The 14,659-nt window shown below is 72.6% G+C and carries 14 protein-coding genes and 1 pseudogene; 7 read left to right on the forward strand and 8 right to left on the reverse strand.

The window, feature by feature from the left end:
• Positions 1–7: 7 nt before the first annotated feature.
• Positions 8–1,069 carry a hypothetical protein gene (locus ACGFWJ_RS19715; protein ID WP_392951105.1) on the reverse strand — a complete coding sequence of 354 codons (1,062 nt, stop codon included), beginning with the start codon at positions 1,067–1,069 and terminating at the stop codon, positions 8–10.
• Positions 1,070–1,304: 235 nt separating this feature from the next.
• On the opposite strand from ACGFWJ_RS19715, the gene ACGFWJ_RS19720 reads away from it, so the two are divergent.
• Together ACGFWJ_RS19720 and ACGFWJ_RS19725 are read left to right on the forward strand one after the other, a co-directional pair.
• The gene (locus ACGFWJ_RS19720; RefSeq protein WP_392951108.1) at positions 1,305–2,057 is read left to right on the forward strand and encodes a TetR/AcrR family transcriptional regulator; all 753 of its coding nucleotides are present in this window, start codon (positions 1,305–1,307) and stop codon (positions 2,055–2,057) included.
• Positions 2,054–3,421 carry a carotenoid oxygenase family protein gene (locus ACGFWJ_RS19725; RefSeq protein ID WP_392951109.1) on the forward strand — a complete coding sequence of 456 codons (1,368 nt, stop codon included), beginning with the start codon at positions 2,054–2,056 and terminating at the stop codon, positions 3,419–3,421. The genes ACGFWJ_RS19720 and ACGFWJ_RS19725 overlap by 4 nt, the downstream gene beginning before the upstream one ends.
• Here the strand turns inward: ACGFWJ_RS19725 and ACGFWJ_RS19730 are convergent.
• Both ACGFWJ_RS19730 and ACGFWJ_RS19735 read right to left on the reverse strand, forming a co-directional pair.
• Entirely contained in the window at positions 3,410–4,681 is a 1,272-nt protein-coding gene (locus ACGFWJ_RS19730) for a response regulator (RefSeq protein WP_392951112.1), read from the reverse strand. The genes ACGFWJ_RS19725 and ACGFWJ_RS19730 overlap by 12 nt on opposite strands.
• Before the next feature lie 409 nt (positions 4,682–5,090).
• Positions 5,091–5,762, reverse strand: coding sequence for an SMI1/KNR4 family protein (locus tag ACGFWJ_RS19735; protein ID WP_392951115.1), 672 nt, complete (start codon positions 5,760–5,762; stop codon positions 5,091–5,093).
• A 185-nt stretch (positions 5,763–5,947) separates the two neighbouring features.
• Here ACGFWJ_RS19735 and ACGFWJ_RS19740 point away from each other — a divergent pair, with 185 nt between their 5' ends.
• Both ACGFWJ_RS19740 and ACGFWJ_RS19745 read left to right on the forward strand, forming a co-directional pair.
• Positions 5,948–6,595, forward strand: a complete 648-nt coding sequence (locus tag ACGFWJ_RS19740) for a CAP family protein (RefSeq protein ID WP_392951117.1) — start codon at positions 5,948–5,950, stop codon at positions 6,593–6,595.
• 326 nt (positions 6,596–6,921) lie between these two features.
• Positions 6,922–7,074, forward strand: a complete 153-nt coding sequence (locus ACGFWJ_RS19745) for a hypothetical protein (protein WP_392951120.1) — start codon at positions 6,922–6,924, stop codon at positions 7,072–7,074.
• Between the two features lie 52 nt (positions 7,075–7,126).
• On the opposite strand, the gene ACGFWJ_RS19750 is transcribed toward ACGFWJ_RS19745, so the two are convergent.
• From ACGFWJ_RS19750 to cobF, 3 genes and pseudogenes are all read right to left on the reverse strand, one after another.
• Positions 7,127–7,390: a hypothetical protein gene (locus ACGFWJ_RS19750; protein ID WP_392951549.1), complete on the reverse strand. Its 264-nt coding sequence runs from the start codon at positions 7,388–7,390 to the stop codon at positions 7,127–7,129.
• A pseudogene (locus ACGFWJ_RS19755) lies at positions 7,335–7,637 on the reverse strand (hypothetical protein); the annotation flags it as partial. The pseudogene ACGFWJ_RS19755 and the gene ACGFWJ_RS19750, both read right to left, overlap by 56 nt.
• Before the next feature lie 26 nt (positions 7,638–7,663).
• Positions 7,664–8,425 carry a precorrin-6A synthase (deacetylating) gene (gene cobF, locus ACGFWJ_RS19760; RefSeq protein WP_392951122.1) on the reverse strand — a complete coding sequence of 254 codons (762 nt, stop codon included), beginning with the start codon at positions 8,423–8,425 and terminating at the stop codon, positions 7,664–7,666.
• A gap of 281 nt (positions 8,426–8,706) precedes the next feature.
• On the opposite strand from cobF, the gene ACGFWJ_RS19765 reads away from it, so the two are divergent.
• Positions 8,707–9,957, forward strand: a complete 1,251-nt coding sequence (locus tag ACGFWJ_RS19765) for a hypothetical protein (RefSeq protein WP_392951125.1) — start codon at positions 8,707–8,709, stop codon at positions 9,955–9,957.
• A 429-nt stretch (positions 9,958–10,386) separates the two neighbouring features.
• On the opposite strand, the gene ACGFWJ_RS19770 is transcribed toward ACGFWJ_RS19765, so the two are convergent.
• Entirely contained in the window at positions 10,387–11,607 is a 1,221-nt protein-coding gene (locus tag ACGFWJ_RS19770; protein ID WP_392951128.1) for an MFS transporter, read from the reverse strand.
• 94 nt (positions 11,608–11,701) lie between these two features.
• Here ACGFWJ_RS19770 and ACGFWJ_RS19775 point away from each other — a divergent pair, with 94 nt between their 5' ends.
• Together ACGFWJ_RS19775 and ACGFWJ_RS19780 are read left to right on the forward strand one after the other, a co-directional pair.
• Positions 11,702–12,373, forward strand: coding sequence for a hypothetical protein (locus ACGFWJ_RS19775; RefSeq protein ID WP_392951131.1), 672 nt, complete (start codon positions 11,702–11,704; stop codon positions 12,371–12,373).
• A gap of 165 nt (positions 12,374–12,538) precedes the next feature.
• Complete coding sequence (locus ACGFWJ_RS19780) at positions 12,539–13,741, forward strand: C40 family peptidase (RefSeq protein ID WP_392951133.1); 1,203 nt, start codon at positions 12,539–12,541, stop codon at positions 13,739–13,741.
• 12 nt (positions 13,742–13,753) lie between these two features.
• Here ACGFWJ_RS19780 and ACGFWJ_RS19785 read toward each other — a convergent pair whose 3' ends face one another.
• On the reverse strand, positions 13,754–14,404 hold the full coding sequence (locus ACGFWJ_RS19785; protein ID WP_392951136.1) for a DUF4232 domain-containing protein: 651 nt from the start codon (positions 14,402–14,404) through the stop codon (positions 13,754–13,756).
• Positions 14,405–14,659: the final 255 nt, after the last annotated feature.

Consider the following 14,659-nt stretch of genomic DNA (forward strand, 5'->3'; position numbering starts at 1 on the left):
GTGGGCGTCAGTTGGCGATGATCACGGGCGAGGAGGCACCGGCCACCAGCAGGTGGGGTCGGCCGGTGCCGTCCGCCGGGACGGACCAGAGGTCGGTGCCGTGGCCGCTCTTCGCGGGGAGGGCGTAGCCGAGCGTTCGGGCGTCCAGCCAGGTGGCGTGGTCATTCACGGCGCGGGTCTCGGCCACGGGGTGGTCGTGCAGGTTGGCGAGGTCGAGGACGTACAGGCGCCAGGGGTCGGCGGGGCCGGCGGAGACGCGCTTGCGGAAGGCGATCCGGGTGCCGTCCGGGGAGAGCGTCGGGCATTCGACGTTCTCCCGCAGGGTGTGTGCCGTCCAGGTCTTCAGATCGCCCTCGACCAGGTGGGTGTGGCCGTCGGCGGAGACGGTGGCGTAGAAGTGGTTGTCGTCGGCGGCGACGTTGACGCTCCAGTAGTTGAGGTCGGTGGCGTGGGAGGGGACGCCGTCGACGGTCAGCCGGATGTCCTCGACGGACTTGGCCAGGTAGCCGGAGCGCAGGTCGAGGATCGAGGTGCGGCTGGCGTAGCCGGCGGTGGCGTGGGTGCCTCGGGTGACGGTCGTCCAGGACAGCACGTGCCCGGACGGGGAGACCCGGGCCCGGTTCGGGACGCCGGGGAGGACGAGGGTGTGCAGCCGGTGGAAGTGCCGGTCGTAGATCACCGCTTCCGTGCAGGCGGGCCGGCCGGGCTTGATGCGCAGGCACAGGGCGCGGTCTCCCGCGGCGTAGAAGCGTTCGCAGGACGGGCCGCCGACCGTCGTCGGGCCGTCGCCGCCGCGCGGGGTGCGGGCGATCCGGCCGGAGGCGGCGTCACGGTAGTAGAGGCCGGGTTCGTCGAGGGTGAAGGTGGCGTCGGCGGGGACGATCCGGTGCGGTCCGTCGCGGTGGCAGGTGTGCAGGGCGAACCCGAGTGCGGCGCCGAGCGTCGTGACCACGACCACCACCAGGACCACCAGGCGGGCCGCGGCCGTCGGCCGCTCCGTCAAGTCCGGTGCGGAGCCGGTGTCTTGGGTGGCGTCGAATACGTCCCCTGGTGTGGTCTCGGTTGTCATGAGGGTTTCCCTTCGGGCGGGATGCGCCGGCCGGCGGTGAGGGGATGCGGCCCTACACCATGGGTGGGCCGCGCCGAGCCGTTTCCTTCGGAGATTAGGTGAAAGGAAAGTTTCCTACCAGTAAGTCCGGATAAGTCGCCACCGCGAACTGCCGTACGGGAAAGGCAGGCTGACGACGCAACGGATTGTCGGAAAGTGTGGGTAACGCTGTTACCGGCGGGCTACGGTGTTGCCCGTGAACACGCCCTACCAGGACGCCCAACGCATCGGCCAGAGTGCCGTGCGGACCGCGATCCTCGACCACGCCATCGACCTCCTGGTCACCGAGGGGCCCGCCGCGCTGACGATGCGCCGGATCGCCACCGGCATCGGTGCCTCGACCAAGGTCCTGTACACCATGTTCGGCGGGAAGGAGGGCACGGCCGACGCGCTCTACCGGGAGGGGTTCGCCCGGCTGAGCCGCGCTCAGCAGCAAGTCCCGCGCGCCGCCGACCCGTTGACCGTATTGAACGACCTCGGCGCCGCTTACCGTGCGCACGCCCTCGCCGAACCCGCCTACTACCGGGTGATGTTCGAGCAGGCGGTGCCCGGCTACCGGCCCGGACCGGAGGCGCTGGCCGACGCCGACCACGCCTTCGACGCCTCCGTCGCGGCCGTCCAGGACTGCATCGACGCCGGCGTCTTCGCGCCCGGCGACGCGAACGAGATCTCCAAGCTCCTCTGGGCGGCCGCCCACGGCGCGGTGAGCCTCGAACTCGCCGGCCACTTCCCGCCGGAGAGCGCCGCCCACCGCTTCGACGCACTGATGGCGGCGGTGGGCCGGGCGTTCCTCGCCGAACCGCACGGACGGTTTCCGAGCGGCCCGAACGGACCTTCCGCCAGCGAAGATCCCCCCGCCCAACCGCACGGACAAGGACGGCCGGCATACGGACCTTCCGCCGTCGAAGATCCCCCCGCCCAACCGCACGGACAAGGACAGCCGGCATGACGATCAACCGCTATCTGACGGGCAGCTTCGCCCCGGTCACCGAAGAGATCACCGCCCACGACCTGCCCGTCACCGGCCGCATCCCGGCCCACCTGAACGGCCGCTACCTGCGCAACGGCCCCAACGCGCTGGGCATCGAGGACCCCGCCGCGCACATCTGGACCCTCGGCCCGGGCATGGTGCACGGCGTCCGGATCCGCGACGGCCGCGCCGAGTGGTACCGCAACCGCTGGGTGCGCTCGGCCGCCGTCGCCGACCACCTCGGCGAACCGCGCCGCGGCACCCCCGTCGACCCCCGGCTGGACTTCGCGCCCAACGTCCAGGTCGCCGGGCTGGACGGCCGCACCTTCGCGCTGATCGAAGGCGGCATCCGCCCCTACGAACTCGGCTACGAACTCGACACCCTGGGCCCCTGCGACCTCGGCGCCACCCCCGAGGGCTACAGCGCCAACGCGCACTCCGTCTACGACCCGCACACCCGGGAACTGCACTCGCTCGCATTCCGGTACGGCACCGAGCACGTCCAGCACATCGTGATGGACCACCATGGCACCGTACGCCGCACCACGCTGATCCACACCCCCGGCAACCCGTACATGCACGACTTCGCGCTCACCGAGCACCACGTCGTCCTGTTCGACGCCCCCGTGGTGTTCAGCCCCGCCCACCTGCCCACCGGCGTGCCGTTCACCTGGGACGACACCCACCAGGCCCGCGTCGGCATCATGCCGCGCAGCGGCGGGCCGGTGCGCTGGTTCGACGTCGCCCCCTGCCTGGTCGGCCACACCCTCAACGCGTACGAGGACGGCACCGAGGTGGTGATCGACGTGGTCCGCCACCCCGAGGACTTCACCATCCGCGACTTCGGCCGCAGCCGCCCCACCCTCGACCGCTGGCGGATCGACCTGGCGGCAGGCAGGATCCGCGAGGAGCGACTGGACGACCGCACCCAGGAGTTCCCGCGCGTCGACCCCCGCCGGGTCGGCCGCCCGCACCGCTACGGGTACGCCGCCGCGGCCGAACTGTACGCCGCACCCACCGGCCCCGACGACCCGCGCCCCAACGAGGGGTTCAGCAGCGCCCTGCTCAAGCACGACCTGCTGCGCGGCACAGTCGAGGCCCACGAGTTCGGCCGGTTCGGCGCCGTCGGCGAGGGCATGTTCGTCCCCGCCGAATCACCCACCGCCGAGGACGACGGCTACCTCATGGCGTACGCGCACGACCCCGAACGCGGCGCGGCCGACCTGGTCATCCTCGCCGCGCAGGACTTCGCGGGCGAACCCGTCGCCCGCATCCACCTGCCCGTCCGGGTGCCGCTCGGACTGCACGGCAACTGGCTACCTGACAGACCATCAACTCGCTGACGGCGCACCGGCCTTCGGGATCACGGCGGTGGTGCTCGCGATGGTGTGCCGGGTCGGTGCGGGGAGCGTGGCGTGGCGGCGCCGCTCACGGTGCAGCTCGACGTGCACGGCGACCTTCGCGCGCAGCGCCCACGGATCGACCGGCTTCGGGATGAAGTCGACCGCGCCCGCCGCGTAACCGCGCATCGAATGGTCCGGATCCGTGCCGATCGCGGTGACGAAAATGATCGGGATGTCGCGGGTCCGGGCCCGGCGCTTGATGGCCGCAGCGGTCTCGTAGCCGTCCATCCCCGGCATCTGCACATCCAACAGGATCACCGCGAACTCGTCCGGCTCCAGCAGCGCCCGCAACGCGTCCGGGCCGGACGCGGCCCGCACCAGCCGGTGGCCGTTCGGCCCCAGGACGGCCTCCAGCACCATCAGGTTGTCCGGACGGTCGTCCACCAGCAGCACCTTCGGCGGCGGACCCTCCTCCAGCGGGCAGGCCGGCTGCAAGGGGATGTCCGCGAGGCCCTGCTGCTGCTCCACCAGGGCGAGTTGACGCTCGAACAGGTCGCACCGGGTCTCCGCGCAGGCCGCCCGCTCCCGGGCGCGGGCCAGCTCCTCGGCCAGCCGCTCCACCTCCTGGGCCAGCGCGTCGCGCTCGGCGAGCAGGTCGGCGCGGTCGGGCGTCGCGGGTGGTTCGGTGTGCTCCTGCGGCGCGGACGGCTCGGGGCGGTCCGGCGGTGCGGGCAGCAGGGGCCGGGACTCCAGGCGGACCAGCCGGGCGTCCAGATCGGCGATGGTCTGCCGGGTGTCGTCCAGCGCGTGGTCCAGCTGCTCCTCGCGCGCCCCCGCCCGGCGGGCCTCCCGGTCCGCCGCCTGCAACTGGCCCTCCAACTGCTGCACCGCCCGGCCGATCGACGCCGCCGTCTTCAGCGCCGCCACATGCCTGCGGCGCAGCCCCTCCAGGGCAGGCGGGTCGAGCCGGGTTCCGCAGTCCTCGTCGAGATGGTGCAGCAACTCCTCGACGAACTGCCACGGCGCGATCCGCGACCCCGCCAAATACCGGGACAGCGTGCCCGGGTTGAGATAGCACCGGGTGGCGTACCGGCGCACCGAGATACCGAGCTCCAGGAACAGCTCCCGCAACGTCTCCGCGAACTCCCGGCACTCCCTGTTCAGTTCACGATCCAGCGGCAGGAGCCCGCCGTCCCGGACAGGCCCCGCCATCACGCTCCACACCCCCGTCGGCCGTTCGTCGATCCGCCGGGTCGCCATGTACGCCGCACCCGAATCCTCCACCCGTACCCGCCGGCCCATCACGGGCCGGTCGCGCCAACCCCGGCCGCCGCTGCGCCGGGGTGGACAGCAGCATGCCGGATCGTGAGGGTGTTGCGCGCCCCGCAACACGCGGACGCGCCGGACCGGCAACAGGACTGGTGTCCCGCGATTTTGAGGCGGTGTCAGATTGACGAGCCGTCAACCAGCTGTCGGGTCCGCCGCTTTCCGCGCCCCGCGTGTTCATCCGTACGGGCGAGGGCGGAGAGCCTGCGAGGCCGTTCACGTGAGCGGCGCGGCTCCGCCCGAACCCGCACCGCCTCGATCAACGCCCGCTCCGCACCGCCCTTCCCGAGCCCCGGAATGCACGTCACCTGTAAACACCCCAGTGCGTCCAGGGTGCCCTTGATCACTGAGCCGCCGACTCGCACCGCTCGAGCCACTCGAGGTACCAGGTGCCAAAGGTGTGGCGGTTTCCCGCCGCGTCGACGTACGGCTCGAAGGGCGGGTTGATGCCCTGCTCCCGGTCGCGGAGTTCCCCGCGATGCGGGCCGACGACGATGAGCCAGCCGGTTGCCCCACACCCGTCGTTGCTGATGTGGATCGCACCCCGCCCGCGCTCCCGGTACCGGCGTTCGTCGCCGGCCCTGCCGAAGGCCCTGCGGAAGTCGGAGCCGTCGTCTGCGCCTTGGGGCGTGGGCTCGTATCCGGCGGCTCGAAGGATTTCCGCCTGGCGGGTCGGCCAGTCCTCGGTCTCGACGAACGGCCCGCTGGAGTCCAGCAGCCAGCGCAAGGTCTCGTCGTCGTCCCAGACCCACCCCCACCTGCCGTCGACTCGGCGCAACGAGGTGAGCTCGAACCACGGACCTGGGCCGTTCACCCCGACCTCGGCCAGGAACGAGCGGTAGTCGGCGGGGAGTTCGACACCGCACTGCGCCTCGACCTCCGCGATCTCGTCGGGAGTCAGGACGGGTTCGAACGTCGGATGCCGAGATGGCGCGAGGCCACGCGCACGCCGAGCCGCCTCCTCCACGGCGATGACCCGCTCCCGGACTGACGACCAGTCGATCCTGCTGTTCACGACGCTCCTACTCGACGACGGGCGGACTGTAGCGCCCGCCACCGACACACTGGGCGGACGTACCGAGGCTGTAACAACGATTGCGCAGGTCCGGGTGCGCGCCGCACCGTCGGCCGGGTGCCGTGCCCTGGGGGAGGTGAGGGCGTTAAGCAGGGCAGCTGGATCAGCGTGAGTAGGAGGACTCCTTGATTGCACCTCAGGTCCGCAGGGTTGCCCTGGCGGCGGCTGCGGCGGCCGTGGCGATGATGACGGTGATGCAGCCCGCGACGGCTGCCGGTCCGGTGCGGCGTGCGTTCGCCGACCGGACGGACAACGGGTTCCAGAGCGACTGCCTCACGGCCATCAACGCGTACCGCGCCAAGCACCAGGCGCCTCCGCTCGCAATCGATCCGGAGATCGTGGAGTACGCCAAGTCCCGCGCACAGAAGATCTCCGAGCCGGGCGGCTTCCAGCACGACGGCCTGGCCCGTGCGTACGGCGAGACCCTGAGCTGGAGCTCGTTCGCCGGCGACAACCCCGAAGGCGGCTATACGCCGGACGGTTGCAAGGACGCGGTGGACTCCTGGTACGCGGGGGCCGCGTCCTACGACTACAGCAAGCCCGGTTTCTCCCGCGAGACCGGCAACTTCACCCAGCTGGTGTGGAAGTCCACCACGAAGATCGGCTGCGCCCGGGTGGGCGGACTGCGCGCCGGCGGCCCCGACAAGGACGGTTACTTCTGGTTCGACACGTACATCGCGTGCGACTTCGCACCGCGCGGGAACTCCGCGACGGATCCGAAGGACCCGGGCAAGTCGTACCGGGAGAACGTCCTGCCGGTGGTGAGGTCGTAGGGCGGTCGTCAGAGCTGAATTCCGGCCGAGAACCAGGGCGGTGTTCAGCCGTCCCGCAGGATGCGGTGGGCGATCGGCGGGTGCACGCGCAGCAGCGCCAGCAGGGCGCGGGAGGCGCCACCGCGACGACGGGGCGGCCACGCTCGATGCCCCGGACGATCGCGGTGGCGGCCTCGGCGGCCGACAGCTTGCGGACCGCGCCCGTCCGGCCAGCCGTCATCGCCGTGTCGACCAGGGCAACACCACCTCCTGCACCCGCACGGACGGCGTGTCGGCCTGCACCTGGTAGCGCAGCGACTGCACCAGCGTGTGCACGGCGGCCTTGGGTGCGTACCCCCGTGCTCGAACACCTGCACCGCGAACTGCTCGCCCACCTCCACCGCGCCGGCTGGCCGACGGCGCTCGCCGCCGCCCGCCGGCCGTGGACGCCGAGGCCGGACGGCGGCTGTGGGAGCTGTGGGAGCTGTCGGAGCGGCTGACCGGCGTCCGGTTCGACGTCTGAACCACCGGGGTCGTCAGCCGGACGGGCCGTCAGCCCGTCAGCTCCGCGCGGAGGGTGTGGGCGGCGGCGACCAGGCTGTGGAGCGCGGCGCGGGTCCCGGGCCAACCGCGGGTCTTCAGGCCGCACTCGGGGTTGACCCACAGGTGCTCGGCGGGGACGGCGGTGCTCGGCCAGGCCGAGCAGGGTGGAGAGGGTGGCCAGCGACTTCTCCAGGTCGTTGATCCACACGTTGCGGCCGTCCATGACGCCCGCGACCAGCCGCTTGCCGGGCAGGCCGCCGGCCGCGGCGAGATCGGCGAGGTTGCCGGGGGCCGGTCCGGTGAAGTCCAGCGCCAGACCCTCGACCGGGGATTCGGCAAGTACCGGCAGGGCCTCGCCGAGTCGGTCGGGAGTACGAGGCGACCAGCAGTTTCGGACGGTCCGTCGGCGCGCTGAGTCGCGGAACGCGCGGGCGGCGGCGTTCAGTTCGGCCGGGGTGCGGTCCTGGACGAGCGCCGGTTCGTCCAGGAAGCGGACGGGTGAGGGAGTTGGGCTCCGCACCCGTCCGCTCGATGGGGTGTGCGGGGTCAGTCCTCGGTGCGGCGCAGCAGGTAGCTGTCCATGATCCAGCCCTTGCGTTCGCGCGCCTGCTCGCGCAACTCCGCGATCCGGTCCGCCTGTTCGGCGAGCGGACCGGAGGCCAGGATCTCGTCCTCGGTGCCCAGGTAGGCGCCGTAGTGGATGTGCACACCCGCCGGGTCGATCTTGGTGAACGCGGCCTGCCCGTCCAGCATCACCACCGCGTCCTCCGAGCCCGGCCCGAAGCCCTCGGCGGCGAGGCGGCGCCCCGTGGTGATCCGCACCGGCCGCGCGGTGCGGGTCAGGGTGGTGCGGTGGCGGGCGGCCAGGACCGAGATGCTGCTGATGCCGGGGATGACGGTGTACTCGAACTCGGTGCGGCCGCGCGCCAGGATCCGGTCCAGCACGGCGGTCACGCTGTCGTACAGCGCCGGGTCGCCCCAGACCAGCAGGGCACCGGTCTCGCCGTCCGCCAGCTCCTCCGTCACCGCCTGCTCGACCAGATCGGCCCGCCGCTCCCGCCACTCCTCGACGGCCTCCCGGTACGCCGCAGTGCTCCGGTCGCGCGCGGGGTCGATCAACTCGACCACCCGGTGCCCGGGCCGCCCGTGCTCGGCGATCATCTGTCGCCGCAACCGGATCAGGTCCTGGCGCTCCTCGGGCTTGTCCAGGAGCAGGAACGCATCCGTGCGGCCGATCGCCTTGACCGCCTCCAGAGTGAGGTGGTCGGGATCGCCCGCGCCGATGCCGATGACGAGAAGGGTACGCATGACGCCGATTCTGCCTGGTCCCTCCCGCGCAGCCGCAGGTGGGAGGCACGTTGGGGAACGGATGCCCCGTCAACCAGCTGCCGCCTTCGAGCTCGGCCGGGTGTCGTCCTTCCGCGGGGGCCGATCCCGAGGGGCGCGGTGGACCACGGCGGTGCAGGGGTGGGCGAACGGTTTTCGGCCCCGATCCGGCGGTAACGCCGCAGGTGGGACGCGGTCTGTTCACGGACCCGGCGGCCTGCCAGGCTCACCGCGCCGGACACCGACCAGGAGGGGCAACGGAGATGACAGGACTTCGGCAGATACTGACCAGATGGATCGCGGTGATGGCCGTCCTGCTGGGCGCCGTCACGCTTGTGAGCGCGCCGACGGCGCAGGCCGCCACGGCAGTGGCACAGGGAGCTCCGGCAGTGGCACCGGCCGCTCCGGCAGTGTCGCAGGGAGCGACGACCACCATCTGCGGGTACACCCCCGTCCCCGCAGGCTGGGTGATCACCAGCGAGAACTGGGCCGGGTGCAGCGGCTACGGGCTGTTCACCATCACGGAGTTGGGCGACGCCACCACCATCCAGGCCTGCTCCAACTCGCTCGTCCCCGACCACTGGGTGATCACGGCGATGCAGACCGGCCCGACCTGCGGCAGCAGTTACCCGCTGTACTCGCTGCTGAAGGTCACCACCCAGACCACGCTCCAGGACTGCGCGCAGTCCGCGATCCTCCCCGGCTGGGTGATCACCGCGGTCCAGACCGTCTCGCCCGCCTGCGGCACCTACGGGACGTACACCGTGACGCTGATCCCGCCCACGGCGACCTCGTACCAGGCCTGCGCGATGTCGCCGATCCAGGACGGCTGGGTGATCACCTCCTCGCAGAACGGCGCCGGCTGCGGCAACTACCCGCAGTACTCCCTGCTGAAGGTCACCACCCAGACCACGCTCCAGGACTGCGGCCAGTCCGCGATCCTCCCCGGCTGGGTGATCACCGCGATCCAGCCCAACTCGCCCGCCTGCGGCACCTACGGGACGTACACCGTGACGCTGGTGACCACCCAGACCTCGCTCCAGGTGTGCTCCAACTCCCGCATCCCCGACGGCTGGGTGATCACCACGATGCAGAGCGGCGCCGGCTGCGGCAGCTACCCCGGGTACTCGCTGGTCAAGGTCGCCGACCAGACGACGCTCCAGGTCTGCGGCCAGTCCGCGATCCCGTCCGGGTACGTCATCACCCAGGTGCAGAGCAACAATTCGGCCTGCGGCACCTACAACGTCAACACCCTGACGAAGGTCACCACCCAGACCAGCCTGACCGTCTGCGGACAGTCGCCGATCCCCGCCGGCTGGGTGATCACCCAGGCGTTCGGCAACTCCGGGCTGTGCGGGGTCTACACCGTGTACACGCTGACGAAGGTCACCACCCAGACCAGCATGGTGGTCTGCGGCCCGTCCCCGATCCCGGTCGGCTGGGTGGTCAGCAACCAGGTCAACGGCTCCCAGTGCGGGACGTACACCGTGCTGCTCATCACCAAGACCTCCTGACCCTCCGCCCCGCGCGCCGGTCTCTCACCTGCGGGGCCGGCGCGCGGGTCCACGGTTCCCACAGCGGGAACGGGTTTCAGCGGGCATGAGTGGAACGGCTTCGGCTCACCGGAGTGAACGGGACGGGCGGCCCCGGGTCCTGGTACGCGGTCGGCGGACGGCGGACGGCTGGTGCTGACGTCCGCGCGTGTCGTCGTCGACCGTGCGGAGCCGCTGTTCGCCTGCGCCGAGGGGCTGGCGGTGCGGCGGGGGCTGTGCCGGCGTGGGTGGTGACGGTGGTCAGCGGCAGGTCGGGTCCTGCTGGCGGTTGTCCGGCGGGGCCGATGCCGCGGGAAGCGGGTCGGCGAGCGTCTTGAGGGTTTCCCGGAGGCGGTTCACTGACGGGGCGTCGGGCGGGTGGCGCCGCCGCCACCGCTTGTCCCCGACCGCTCATCGCCTGGCGTCCTCGTCGCGGTGATTCCGCAGTACCGCGGGCGGGCGGACGTTGCGGCGCAGCAGGTAGATGCCGGAGGCGGCCGCCAGGGCGGCCATGCAGGCGGCGAAGACCAGGCCGGCGTGGGTGAGGCCGAGCGGGCCGCTGAGCAGGCCGATGCCGATCACCGGTACCGAGATGCCGAAGTACGCCACCACGAACAGCGCCGACAGCACCCCGCCGCGCTCCTCGGCGGGGGCCGCGTCCGCCACTTCGCCGACGGCTCCGCGCAGCCCCATCCCCTGGCCGGTGCCGCCCACCAGCGCGGCCAGGACGAGTGGCGTCAGGGTGTCGGTGGCGAGGGACAGGGCGAGCAGGCCGAGTCCGGCGATCAGCACCAGGCAGCCCAGCGGGATCGCCCGGGCCGCGCCGAGTCGGGGCACCAGCAGCTGGCCGCCGGTGGACGCGAAGAACGCCAGGCAGACGATCGCGCCGACCGCGGCGTGGTTGTGCACGTCCAGGTTTTCGGCGAGGAACGCCGGGCTGACCGAGGTGAACACCCCGAGCAGCGAGAACCCGGCGAACGCGGCGATCCCGGCCGGCACGAACACCCCGCGCACCTGCGGCGGCAGACTCGGCCGGCGCGGGCGCGCCGCACGCAGCGGTTCGGCGTCCGGCACCGTCTCGGGCAGCGACCAGGTGACGGCGAACGAGGCGGCCAGCAGCGCCAGATGGACCAGGTACGGCAGCGTCAGCGGGTGGGAGGTGTACTCGGCGAGCAGCCCTGACAGCAGCGGGCCGAGGCCGAGGCCGCCCATGTTCGCGGCGGTGGCCACGAACCCGGCGCGGGCCCGGCGGCCGGGCGGGGCGAGTTCCAGCACGTACGCGGTGGCGGTGCCGGTGAACAGGCCCGCCGACAGTCCGGACAGCAGCCGGCCCAGGAAGAGCAGCGGCAGACCCCCCTCCGCCAGGAACGCCACCGCGGCCGCCGCCGCGCAGCCGAGCCCGACCAGCAGCACCGGGCGCCGCCCCACCGCGTCCGAGACGTTGCCGACCAGCAGCAGCACGCCGATCACCCCGAACGCGTAGACGGCGAACACCACCGTCACCATCAGCTCGGAGAAGCCGATCTGCTCCTGGTACAGCCCGTACAGCGGCGTGGGCAGCGTGGTGCCCGCCATGCAGACGGCGAACGCGCCCGCCGCCCCCAGGTACCCCCAACGCTGACGACCGGTCATGCGCCCCACGAAACCACGGGCCCGCCGCCCCCGCTCCCGGGCGGAGCGAAGGCGCAGGTCAGGGGTGTCGGTGACGCACTGTTGAATGGGCGCCATGACTGTTCGTGAACTGGTGTCCGCGCTGCCCGAACCCGCTGTGCTGCGCGACCGCTGCCGGGCGATCGCCATGCTCGACGTGATCCTCGACGGGTACGAACTCATGCACACGTTCGTGCCCGGCTGGCGGGAGGGCGTGGATCTGGCGCGGATGGAGAACGGCGGGGGCGACCTGTACGCGATCGTGTTCGACCCGGCCGGGGTGTTCCTCTACGGCTTCGACCACGAGAGCGACGCGACGCCGTGGCGGGAGGAGGACCGCGCGCACTGGCCCGGGCTGCTCGACGGGCTGCCCGCTTCGCTCGCCCGCTACGCGAAGGAGCCGGAGTTCCAGTTCGAGGGGTTCTTCGACGCCTCGGTGTGCGCGTGGCGCGAGGCCGGTGACAGCGCCTGGCGGTGCGGGCCGGTGGAGTTCGGCCCCCACGAGTCGGACGGCGGCGGCTGGCTGTTCGACCTCGTCGTGGACGGGAGCCCGGACGCCTTCGTGGGTTTCGCCGAGGACTACTACGAGCGGTCCGTCGATCGGGACACGGTGGCAGCCGTCCTGGCGGGCGCCCCGCTGACCCGGGCCGTCGTCGCGTCGCTCCGGGCTTCGGCGGACTTCGACATCGTCGCCGGGCAGGCCCGCGAGCTGGGTTGGGCCGTCGTGGGGGAGGCTGCCGCCGGGTGAGTGAGACTCGGGGATTCGGGGCCCGGCCTGCGGGGGACTGGGTGGGGCGGGTGGCAGAGTGGCCGGGTTCCGATCATCCGATGGATGTGCGGCGGCCGGTGGGTTCAGGGGGCCCGACCGGTCAGTGGCGCGTCCGGTGCAGTTGAACGAGGGCGGTGGACTCTCATGTCCCGTGGCACCTCCCGGTCCTGGCGAGCGACAGTGCTGGCGCTGGTCGTGGCGCTGCTGCTGACGATCGCCGCACCCGCGGTCGCCGAGCCGCTGCCCGTTCCGGACAACGAGACCGTCCAGGAGTCGGCCGACGGCGAGACGGCGGGCGAGCAGGCCGGCGAGGAGGCCGGCCAGTCGGTGGGGGAGGAGGTGGCCGGTGGCGAGGCAGCGGGGGAGGAGGTGGCCGGTCAGCCGGCCGGGGCGGCGCTCGACCAGTTGGGCAAGGACCTCGCCAAGGTCCGGCACGAGGCCGAGACGGCGGAGCAGCGTTCCACCGCAGCGGGCGTCCAACTCGAGCGCAGGAAGAAGGAGTCGGCGGACGCGGCGGCCGAGGCCGACCATCAGCGGGCCAGGGTCGAGGAGGCGGAGACGCAGGCCGCGCGGCTGGTCGCCGAGCAGTACCGCAACGGTCCGCTCGGGTCGCTCGGCCCGCTGGCCCGGCTGTTCCTCTCCGAGCGGGCCGAGGATTTCCTCGGCCACCAGCACCAGGCGTTCGAACGGTCCCACAGCGCCGCCGACGTGCTGAACGAAGTGCGCGAGGCCCGCGGACGGCTGGTGCTGGCCGCCGAGCAGGCACGGCAGGCCGAGGAGGCGGCGGCCGCCGCCGCGCAGGACTCCCAGCAGGCCGTGGAGCAGGCCCGCACCGCCGCCGCCCGGACCGCCCAGCTGCTCGACTCCACCCCCGCCGACCAGCTCGAACTGCTGGAGCAGCTGGACTACGACCGCGCCGACGAGTCCCGTCAGCAGATGCTCGCCGCAGGGGTGTTCGGCCCCGGTGGCAGCGCGTCCGAGGCCGGCCGCAAGGCCATCGCCTTCGCGCTCGGCCAGCGCGACAAGCCGTACCTGTGGGGCGGCACCGGCCCCGACGCGTTCGACTGCTCCGGCCTCACCTCGCAGGCCTGGCTGGCGGCCGGCGTCCCCGTCCCGCGCACCAGCCAGGAGCAGTGGGCGGCGCTGCACCGGATCCCGCTGCGTGACCTGCGGCCCGGCGACCTGATCATCTACCAGAACGACGCCAGCCACGTCGCGCTCTACGTGGGCGGCGGCACCGTCGTGCACGCCCCGCACCCGGGGACGGTGATCAAGCTCGCGCCCATCACCATGCTCCCCATCCTCGGCGCGGTCCGTCCGGACCCTGAGTCCCCGTCCGCGTCCTGACCGGCTGCGGGTTCAGCGGGTGGCGGTGACCGGACGGACCTGGGTGTCCGGCTGGGTGGTGGTGCGGTGGTCCTGCGGGTTGGCGCCCTCCCAGTGGACGGTGAGGCTGCCGGTGTCGTTCGGCGGGGTCAGCACCATCGAGGTGACCTTGAACTCGGACTGGCCGCGCTGCCCGCGACCCCGGTACGGCTGGTAGTCGATCAGCACGTACGCCGTCCCGCCGGGCGGCAGCGTCACCTGCCGGGCCTGCGTCGAACGGGAGCGCGGCAGGCTCCAGGTCGTCCCGTCGCTCACCAGGTCGACGCCCGGGAAGCCCTGCATGGTGCAGGTGGCGGCGCTGCGGTTGGCCAGCTCGATCCGCTCCACCGCGGGCCGGTCCGCGGCCGACACCACCGAGCCCGCCGCCACCGTCGCCCGCAGGTCCGCCGCCGCGCACGGGCGCGTCCCCTTCGTGGCGGGCGTGGCGGGCGTGGCGGGCGTGCTGGGCGCGTTCGCCAGGACGGGCGACACCGGGAGTTCCGCCGAGACGGGCGCCACCGGGGCGGCGGGCCCGGCGGGCGCGGCCGGGGCGACGGGGCCGGACGGCCGGTCGTCGGCGCACGCGGCGAGGGACACACCCAGGGCCGCCACCACGGCGGCGACGGAGAGCTGACGGACACGCATGATCTGTTCCACCCGTGATCTCGGCGGCCCCGCAGCGGGGCCGCGCCGAAACTGATGGCCGATCACCACTCGAACCCACCCCCGGGACCGGCACGTCCCCCATGCTGGCCCCCGCCGATCAACAACGGATCAACAGCGATCGGACGCCCGGCCCGGGAAGAATCGAACGGCTGCCACCGGCCGTTCGCGGCAAGGGACTTGCGGCCCGGCCGAGCCAGCCGAAAGGGGCCGGAAGGCCCGGGGCGCGGGGACGTA

The organism is Kitasatospora sp. NPDC048407, assembly GCF_043200475.1.
Classification (GTDB): Bacteria; Actinomycetota; Actinomycetes; order Streptomycetales; family Streptomycetaceae; genus Kitasatospora.

What these genes read in the sequence shown, in the direction of transcription:
- ACGFWJ_RS19780 (WP_392951133.1), top strand. Translation starts at nt 12,539, where the DNA reads ATGTCCCGTGGCACCTCCCGGTCCTGGCGAGCGACAGTGCTGGCGCTG.
- ACGFWJ_RS19770 (WP_392951128.1), bottom strand. Translation starts at nt 11,607, where the DNA reads ATGACCGGTCGTCAGCGTTGGGGGTACCTGGGGGCGGCGGGCGCGTTC.
- ACGFWJ_RS19730 (WP_392951112.1), bottom strand. Translation starts at nt 4,681, where the DNA reads ATGGCGACCCGGCGGATCGACGAACGGCCGACGGGGGTGTGGAGCGTG.
- ACGFWJ_RS19725 (WP_392951109.1), top strand. Translation starts at nt 2,054, where the DNA reads ATGACGATCAACCGCTATCTGACGGGCAGCTTCGCCCCGGTCACCGAA.
- ACGFWJ_RS19715 (WP_392951105.1), bottom strand. Translation starts at nt 1,069, where the DNA reads ATGACAACCGAGACCACACCAGGGGACGTATTCGACGCCACCCAAGAC.
- cobF (WP_392951122.1), bottom strand. Translation starts at nt 8,425, where the DNA reads ATGCGTACCCTTCTCGTCATCGGCATCGGCGCGGGCGATCCCGACCAC.
- ACGFWJ_RS19775 (WP_392951131.1), top strand. Translation starts at nt 11,702, where the DNA reads ATGACTGTTCGTGAACTGGTGTCCGCGCTGCCCGAACCCGCTGTGCTG.
- ACGFWJ_RS19785 (WP_392951136.1), bottom strand. Translation starts at nt 14,404, where the DNA reads ATGCGTGTCCGTCAGCTCTCCGTCGCCGCCGTGGTGGCGGCCCTGGGT.
- ACGFWJ_RS19765 (WP_392951125.1), top strand. Translation starts at nt 8,707, where the DNA reads ATGACAGGACTTCGGCAGATACTGACCAGATGGATCGCGGTGATGGCC.